Annotated in this window: 7 protein-coding genes; 4 read left to right on the top strand and 3 right to left on the bottom strand. The window is 64.4% G+C overall.

Translation table 11 applies throughout. The annotated features are described in order from the left end of the window. The 4 genes from RMN84_RS00260 to RMN84_RS00245 all read left to right on the top strand — a co-directional run. The coding region (locus RMN84_RS00260) for an anti-sigma factor domain-containing protein (protein ID WP_309610206.1) at positions 1-418 on the top strand (418 nt) is incomplete at its 5' end. A gap of 170 nt (positions 419-588) precedes the next feature. Continuing rightward, positions 589-1245 (top strand): PEPxxWA-CTERM sorting domain-containing protein, encoded by a 657-nt coding sequence (locus RMN84_RS00255; protein ID WP_309610205.1) that lies wholly within the window; start codon positions 589-591, stop codon positions 1243-1245. Positions 1246-1478: 233 nt separating this feature from the next. After that, on the top strand, positions 1479-2180 hold the full coding sequence (locus tag RMN84_RS00250) for a PEPxxWA-CTERM sorting domain-containing protein (protein WP_309610204.1): 702 nt from the start codon (positions 1479-1481) through the stop codon (positions 2178-2180). Between the two features lie 175 nt (positions 2181-2355). After that, positions 2356-2937, top strand: a complete 582-nt coding sequence (locus RMN84_RS00245; protein ID WP_405051405.1) for a fasciclin domain-containing protein — start codon at positions 2356-2358, stop codon at positions 2935-2937. Positions 2938-3019: 82 nt separating this feature from the next. Here the strand turns inward: RMN84_RS00245 and RMN84_RS00240 are convergent, their stop codons facing one another. From RMN84_RS00240 to RMN84_RS00230, 3 genes are all read right to left on the bottom strand, one after another. Next, positions 3020-4729, bottom strand: coding sequence for a bifunctional diguanylate cyclase/phosphodiesterase (locus tag RMN84_RS00240; RefSeq protein ID WP_309610203.1), 1710 nt, complete (start codon positions 4727-4729; stop codon positions 3020-3022). 124 nt (positions 4730-4853) lie between these two features. Then, complete coding sequence (locus RMN84_RS00235) at positions 4854-6104, bottom strand: FG-GAP-like repeat-containing protein (protein ID WP_309610202.1); 1251 nt, start codon at positions 6102-6104, stop codon at positions 4854-4856. Between the two features lie 245 nt (positions 6105-6349). After that, the gene (locus RMN84_RS00230; RefSeq protein WP_309610207.1) at positions 6350-7942 is read right to left on the bottom strand and encodes a type IIL restriction-modification enzyme MmeI; all 1593 of its coding nucleotides are present in this window, start codon (positions 7940-7942) and stop codon (positions 6350-6352) included. Positions 7943-8000 lie beyond the last annotated feature (58 nt).

The raw sequence follows: 8000 nt of genomic DNA, 5'->3' as shown, positions 1-8000 counted from the left end.
GCTCGCGTCGTCACTCGCCGCAGCGACGCTGGCCGGTGTCATACTGGTCCGCCCGGAACCCGCGCCTGTTGCTCTTACTCAGCCTGCGGCCGCGCCGATGTTCGCCGCCCTCACCCACGGCAAGGAAGCGCCCATGCCGGCAATCTACGATCCGGCCGCAAGCACCGTCCGCTTGCCCGGCCCGATGCCGATCCCGGCCGGCCACAGCGCCCAGCTGTGGGCGATCGTCGATAGCGGCAAGCCGGTTCCGCTCGGCGTGTTCCGCGTCGTCGGGACGACGGTCATCGCCGATGCGAAAAGCGCGGCAATGATGAAGCCGGGAACGATGCTGGCGATATCGCTCGAGCCGGTCGGCGGCTCGCCAACGGGTCAGCCGACGGGCCCGGTCGTCGCCAGCGGGATGCTGACAAAGGTCTGACATCGTTGCGAAATCGATACGGTTTGTATCGAGTCCCATGATGGCACAGCCGAAAATTTCCCGCCCCGGGGCACTCGACGAAAACAATAGTCGGCGTTAATAATTCATTATTCCGATTCGCCCTTGCGGGGTTAACGGTTGAGTTTAGTAGTCCGTGGAAAGGGCCTATCATGTTCAAAGGCGTAGTGTACGCTGTCGCCATCGCGGCGGCTTTTTCGATGGCGGCTCCGGCCGCGGCGGCTGTTCAGGTGTTTAATCTCACTCTGTCCGATCCGGCTGCAGGATTGGGTTCTGGCCCATATGGAACCGTCACGGTCACCGAGAACGGTGGAGCGCTGGATTTCGTAGAGACGCTGACGGCGCCGTACCGAATTCATGACGGCAATTCCAACCACAACGCCCTTGCCTTTAACATTGCGGGGAATCTGACGATCTGGAACCTGACGGCCGGTTTCGCTGCTGTCTCTCCGGATGCGGCAACGAGCGTTACCGGTCCCCCATTTGGATCCTTTGCAGCCGCGATTGATTGCACCACGGCGTGTGCCAATGGCTATGCAGGGGGATTTGCTGGTCCGCTTTCATTCACGGTAACTTCGAGCAGTGGTCCGCTTACGCTCTCGTCACTCACTGCGAATGCCTACGGTAATTTCAACGTGTACTTCGCCAGCGACGTAGTTCAGGCCAATGGGAACACTGGCAACGTCGGCGGAGTCGCCGGGCGCTCGCCAGTGCCTGAGCCCGCGACTTGGGCGATGATGCTTGTCGGTTTCGGAGCCGCTGGTGTCAGCCTGCGCCGCCGCAAGCGGGTCACCCTGCAAGCCGCCTAAAATAGATCCCTTCTGGGCCATCAGAGCCGCCGGTTGGACGCAGCCGGCGGCTCTTTCGCTATGAGTTGCTGCACCCGCCGCTACGGAATCCTATATAGGGACTCAAAAAACTAACCTTCCGCAAAGTTTGACTCGACCGTCGTCGGGATAACGGTTAATGATTTGTTTACGCTGAGTCGCGCCGCTCGTTAACCCGGTGCCTGTGCGTCAACTCTGGTCATTGGGGACATCAAATGCGTAAACTTGCTCTTCCACTCATGGCTGCCGTGGTCGCGTTTGCCGCGCCGGCTCAGGCGGCCGTCTCGATCGCGCCGATCAACGGCCCGAACTTAAGCACATTTATTCATGCCAGCAGCACTAACGCGGTTAACGACGCGACGGTCGTTTATGGCTCGACCGCGTCGGGCGGTGCCTCGTCGGATGTTACCTTCACGGGCAATACGGCAATCCACATCACCGGCGGTGCCGGGTTCGCCGCGATCAGCGATGTCGCTGGTGGTGGGACCTTCACGCAATTGATCGTCGACCCGGTCCCCTTCTTTAACGCCCTGCAGTTCAGCGTCCAGCTGGTCAACAGCGGCTATGTTTTCGTCGAATATCTGCTGGCCGGTGGTGGTTGGGGCACGCCGACGGGGACCAACCCTTTCGCGCAGGCCGGCAATCAGCTGCAAGATTATCAGCTCACCGCGACCGGTGGTGACGTTCTCAGCGCCATCCGCATCACGTCTTGCCTCAGCCTTACAAGTTGCAACGTCGCTGGCGGTGGCAACGGCGTCGGAATTTTCTTGCAGAAGCAGAACAGCATCACCGTGACGGACCGGCTCGGAAACCCGGTGCCTGAGCCCGCGACCTGGGCGATGATGCTTCTCGGTTTTGGCGCTGCCGGCTACAGCCTGCGCCGCCGCCGCCGGGCAACTGCGCTCCAGGCCGCCTGATCCGCGACCACAATTGGACTTTCGTCAGCCGCCGGCCCTCGGGTCGGCGGTTTTCGTTTGCCAGCCTGCCCATTTTCCGGCGCGCGCGCCTGCATCCACTTTCCTGGCCTGCCCGTATCTCTTGCCAGTCCCGCCGAAGGTTCCTCCTTCGACGGCGCCTCTACAGGAGATTTCCATGCGCCTTCGCCTTACCCACACCCTGATGATTGCGTCCGCCGGCCTCGCGTTCACCGCCGCGCCCGCCGCCGCCAAGCACCACATGGCCGGCCACCAGATGATGAACCCGATGGTCGGCGGCGCCGCCATGTACCCGACCAAGAACATCATCGAGAATGCGGTCAACTCGAAGGATCACACGACACTCGTCGCTGCGGTCAAGGCCGCCGGCCTAGTCGAGACGCTGTCGGGCCCGGGTCCGTTCACCGTCTTCGCCCCGACTAACGCCGCTTTCGCCAAGCTTCCCGCCGGCACGGTCGACACGCTCGTCAAGCCGGAAAACAAGGCGACCCTGACCAACATCCTGACCTATCACGTGGTCCCCGGCCGCATCACTGCCGGCCAGATCGCGGCGATGGCCGCCAAGCATCGTGGCACCGCGTCCCTCACCACGGTGCAGGGTGAGAAGCTGATGTTCCGCAAGGTCGGCAATGGCTTCAAGGTCATCGACGCGAAGGGCGGCATGGCCCGCATCACCATCGCCAATGTGATGCAGTCGAACGGCGTCATCCATGTCATCGATTCGGTGCTGATGCCCTAACGGTTTCTGCTCGATAGAGCGGAAGGACGGCCGGCGTTTCCCCCTGTTGCGCCGGCCGTTTCCGCTCCTGACCCGCGCGAACTTAACGCGCGCGAGACTGCCAGAAATCGATCGCCGCGTCGGCCACGAGTGGCCGCGCGAAGTGAAACCCCTGCCCGGTCGCACAACCCAGCGCCGCCAGCGTCGTCGCCAGCTCGACCGTCTCGATCCCTTCGGCGGTGGTCGACATTCCCAGCGCCTTGGCCAGGCTCAGCACCGCGCGAACGATCGCCACGCTGTCACGGTCCCCCATTATCCCGGTGACAAAGCTGCGGTCGATCTTGAGCACGTCGATCGGCAGGCGCTGGAGGTAGGCAAGGCTGGAATAGCCGGTGCCGAAATCGTCCATCGCGACCGTCGTATCGAGTGCCTTGAGCGCGTCGAACACGCGGGTCGCCCGCCCCGGGTCCTGGACGATCGCGCTCTCGGTCAGTTCGAGCGACAGGCGGTTGCCGCTCAGCCCGCTCGACCGCAGCGCGCTCGACACCAGCGCGGCGACATCGTCGCGTGCGACCTGAATCGCCGACAGGTTGACCGCGACATAAAGTGGCCGCTCGCCGCCACCCATCTCCGCCGCGATCTGGCGGTCCCACCCCGCCAGCGTCTGCGCGGCCTTGTCCATCGCCCAGCGGCCCAGCGCCAGGATCAACCCGCTCTCCTCTGCGACCGGAATGAATTCGGTCGGCGAGATCTCCCCGCGGTCAAGATGATGCCACCGCGCCAGTGCCTCGAATCCCGAAACCCGGCCCGACTGCAAGTCGATCAGCGGCTGGAAGGCCAGCGTCAGTTCGTCGCGGTCGAGCGCGCGCCGCAACTCGGTCTCGATCGAAAAGCGCCGCCGCGCCGCGCTCGCCTCGCCCGGTTCATAGACTTGTGGGTAGCCGGCGGTCTTGGCCTGCTTGACCGCAAACTGGGCGTTGCGGAACAGTTCCTCGCCTTCTCGATCCGGCTGCCTCAGCGCGATGCCGATCGCGCACTCGACGCCGATTTCCAATTCGGACAGGCGGAACGGCGCGGTCAGGACCTGCTGGATCCGCTCGGCAGCGGCCAGGGCATCGTCCCGCCCACGCCGCACTCCGACCAGGATGGCGAACTCATCGCCCCCGGTGCGGGCCAGGACATCCCCGCTGCGCAGCGTCGACATCAGGCGCCGGGCGAAGGTGATCAACAGCTCGTCCCCGGTCAGGCTGCCCATCGATTCATTGATCCGGCTGAATCTCCGCACGTCGACGACCAGCACCGCATAGTCGCGCGAACCGTCGCTATTGCCGCTATCGGCGCTGACGCCGCCTGACAGGGCACCCCTGGATTCGATCGTGTCCGTGAAACCAAGCCGGTTGGGCAATCCCGTCAGGCTGTCGCGCAGCATCTCGGCGCGCAGCGATCGTTCCGACTGGGCCTCGGCGGTACGGTCGACGACACTCACCAGGCAGCGCGGACCGTATGTCGGGCATTGCTTCAGCGGCGCCAGCTTGACCAGGAAATGACGCGCGCCGACACCCTCGCCGCTGGTGAATGCCAATTCGTCGGCTGCAGCAGAATCGGCCAGAAACGCAGTCATCATCGCGGCCAGCGCGACCTGCGGACAATTGCGAAAATCGCCGGCCACGAGCGCGGCGTCGCCGAACACGGCCATCGTATCGTCGAACCGCGCGTTGCGATCGACCAGTTTGAGTACCCCTCGCCGCGTACGGCCGACAACCGCCGCAGCGATCGGCAGAGCGTCCAGCAGAATTCGTTCGTCGGACCCCAAGGGTGCCGCGCACGCCACGCCACTGGCCTCGCCTGGACCCCCTGAACCCGCTGATCTCATACCCCTTTTTCTAGGAGCAACCGGTTAATTGTCCGTTTGCACCGAAATGGCGGTTTCGTCGCGTTTAGACGAGATGGTCCGGCTGGACATGGAACGCGGGCGACATTGCGGCAACGGTCGGATTGATCGTGAAATCGCCCGTCACTGTGCCAATCCAGTCGCCAACACCGCCATTGTCGTTGCGCCACAAGATGTCGTCGCGCCCGTCGCCGTTGTAATCGTTGACCGCGGCGACATGCCAATCGGTCGGCACCGGGGTCAGCGTCGCGTTGATGGTGAAGCCGCCGCTGCCCGTCCCTAGCCAGTCGCCGACGCGTCCGTCGATGTTGCGCCACAGAATGTCATAGCGACCATCGCCATTGAAATCGCCGGTCCCGGCCACCTGCCAGTCGTTCGGCACACCAATCAGCACGCTCGCATTGACATCGAACCCGCCGCTGGCATTGCCGAGCCAGTTGCCGACGGTCCCATTGTCATTACGCCACAAGATGTCGTCGCGTCCGTCGCCGTTGAAATCGCCCGTGCCGACGATTTTCCAGTCGATCGGCACAGCCGTTTGCAAACTGGTGATCGAAAAATTGCCATTGGCGGTGCCCAGCCAGTCGCCGATCGTACCATTGTCATTGCGCCACAGGATGTCGGTCTTGCCGTCGCCGTTGAAATCGCCGGTACCGGCGACCTTCCAGTCGAGGGGCACCGAGACCAGCAACGCACTGTTGATGGTGAAAGTGCCGCCAGCACTGCCGAACCAATCGCCCAGCGCCCCATTGTCGTTGCGCCACAGGATGTCGGACTTGCCGTCGCCGTTGAAATCACCCGTTCCCGCGACGTGCCAATCAAGGGGCACACTGGCCGTGACGCTCGTGGTGACGAAATCGGCGTTAGCCTGGCCCTGCCACTCGGCGAGCGAGCCGGTCGTGATATTGCGGAACAGGATGTCGCTAATCCCGTCGCCGCTGAAATCGTTGGTCGCCGCATGGGCGATGCGCAACTCGACGCCGCCACCGACCGCAGTGGTGGCAATGACGCGCCCGAACGGCACCGCCGTCAGCGTGATCGATCCGCCGCTGTAGCTCAACGTGTTGCCGACGATCGCGGCCGAGAAATTGGCCAGGTTCGCGTCGGTGATGATGATCCGGTCGCCCGGCCCCAGGTCGGCAATCGTGTCGCCGTTGAGGCCCGCTGCCGTGTCGCGGAACAGGTCGGCACCACCGCCGCCGATCAGCGTGTCGGCCCCCGCCAGCCCGGTGAGTGTGTCGTCGGCCAAGCCGCCGGTGAGGGTGTCGCTACCCGAGGTCCCGGTAAAGATCGTCATTCTTGTTCCTCCCACGCGCACTCGGTCGGTCCGGCGCTATGGCGTAAGCAACGCCAGTGACCGCTTAATGATCCGCGCTGGCGCGATGATAATCGAAATCAACGGGTTGGCGACCGGAATCTGCCCCCGACTGGCAAGTCGCGTCTCGTTTCGGGACGTTTTTCACGCCGCCACATCGTCTCGCCCGAATTCAGGATGATCATGTCAACGCACACCCTAACCAGGGTCGCGGTCGCCTGGCCCACTCATCCGAAGCGCGGAATCTGATAGTCGGGCCGCAGCCACCGCACCGTCCCCGCCTGCTCTTCCGCTGCCCGCTCGGCATTGAGCGCGACCAGGCGGGCGACGATCTCCGCTGGCGGCAACGGCGCCTTGCTCCATTCCTTGCCCCAGCCATAAGCGGCGGCAACGACGGCATCGAGTTCGTCGTGCAGCTTGGCGACGATCCGCGCCCGCGCCCGCACCGCCTTGGCCTCGTCCTGCGGAGCAAGCGTCCCGTCGCGGATCGCCGCGACCAGATTGTAGAGCCCGGTCATCGTCAGCCGGTCGTCCTCGGCCAGCGCCGCGCGGCGGGTGTCGTCGAGCCGTTCGGCAACGGCGGCGATGGCGGCGGATTGATCGGGGGTGGCGGCGGGGAAGGGGAAGGGATCGAAGACGAGCGACTTCGAGTAACGATTGTCATTGCCGAAACCGAGCCAGCCTCCGCGCTTCAGCACCCACTCGGCATGTATCTGGGAAGACAATACACCCAATACCTCAGAATTTTCGCTCGCGACTACGACAATCATATTGTCTGCAAGCACTGATCCATCGACGAACTGGAACAGCCGGTGCTTAGACGTCTCCGTCGTCGCTATGTAGCGCGGCAACCCCGCAAGCGCAGGGCGCTGATCGCCACGCGGCTCGCCAAACACCCACCACTTATTACGATAGGTCGCGCGGTTGTTGCCGTCGCGCTCGGGTTTCACGTTTTGGATAACGTGGTCGGCGACTTCAGGAAACCGGCTCATGACCTCGGCCTCGCTCAGCCCGAAAAGATCGATCACCTTCACCCCGCGGGGCCGCTGCAGCAGGTCGCGCCCATTGCGATAGTCGCGAATATGCTTCTCCAGCCCCGGCCGCGTCCCCAGCCCCAGCGCCTTCGCCTCCGCCGGTGTGACGATGAACCCTGCCCCGTGCAGCTTCACGCCGGGCGAACACAGCCCCTCGTTCGCCTTCAACGCCACCACCCGCGTGACGTCGGTCCCGACGCTCAAATCGGCATTGATCGCGCCATAATGCGGCTCCTCGTCCAGTTCCGGCGCGTCGCTGTCGATCCCCCGCTCGCCGGTGATCCGCACCAGCTTGCCCGGCCCAGCCCCGGCCTGCGCCACCGTAATAGCGATCCGCACCGCCGCCGCATCCTTCGTCACTCGCGTCCACGGATGATCGGGAATTGCGAGCACCAGGTGGAGTTTGCGCTCCTGCTCCTCCCCGGCACGGGGAGGTGGCGGCGAAGCCGACGGAGGGGCTTCGTCGCACGGACCTGAACTCGGCTGGGAAACCCCCTCCACCCCCGCCTGCGGCGGCGGTCCCACTCCCCGTTCCGGGGAGGATAGCCACCCCTCGATCACCCGGCGCGAAAACACCTGCGTGATGCTGTTCGTCGTCACGAACCCGAACCGCCGCAGCCGCGTCCCCTCGCGCGTCAATATGTCCGCCGCCCGGTCCCACCAGTGCATCACGAAATCGGCTGACTTCGGCACCCTCGGGTTCGCGCGCCACAGCGCCTCGGCCGTCTCGCTGCCCAGCCGGTCGCGGATGTCCTTGCCGCCAATGAACGGCGGGTTCCCGACAATGAAGTCCGCCTCGGGCCACTCCGGCCGACGCGGATTTGATGCGCGTCACCGGGATGGC

Origin of the sequence: Sphingomonas sp. (assembly GCF_031380695.1) — a bacterium.
Taxonomy (GTDB): domain Bacteria; phylum Pseudomonadota; class Alphaproteobacteria; order Sphingomonadales; family Sphingomonadaceae; genus Sphingomicrobium.
This window is presented reverse-complemented; position numbering and strand designations above follow the sequence as displayed.